General features: G+C 65.0%; 1 pseudogene. It reads right to left on the bottom strand.

Annotation, left to right across the window (positions count from 1 at the left end):
- Positions 1-91 precede the first annotated feature (91 nt).
- Positions 92-397: pseudogene (locus tag EN852_RS41230) on the bottom strand (hypothetical protein); the annotation flags it as partial.

Genomic DNA, 397 nt, shown 5'->3' with positions numbered 1-397 from the left:
TGCTCTTCCGATCTGGCGAAGAACGGCCCGCCGAAGCGGAGGCCATTCAATCCCAAGCCCAGCACCGGAGATGGCATGTCCATCTTCGCGTTCATGGCGCCAACTCGTGCAACGCGGCTTTGGCCGCGGCACTCTCGTAATAGGCATTGGGGCAGTCCCTGGCTGCGCCGCGATAAAGCCGCAGCGCCTCGTCGCCCCGTCCTTCAACATGCGCGAGCTCGGCGGCGAACAAGGTTGCCTCGCAGCGGTTGCCGCTTTGCTTGAACGGATTCGAGTCCGCAGCCGCCGCCATTGCTTCCGCCAGGGTTGTTTCGCCAAGCAGCATGCGCACGGCTGGCGCCGGCCATTTCTTCATGTCGAGTTTGGCCGTCGCCTCGCGCAGATGGCCGGTGCCGCC

The organism is Mesorhizobium sp. M2E.F.Ca.ET.209.01.1.1 (assembly GCF_004010375.2).
In the GTDB taxonomy this organism is placed as follows: Bacteria; Pseudomonadota; Alphaproteobacteria; order Rhizobiales; family Rhizobiaceae; genus Mesorhizobium.
The sequence above is the reverse complement of the archived record's forward strand: the minus strand, read 5'-3'. Positions and strand labels throughout refer to the sequence as shown.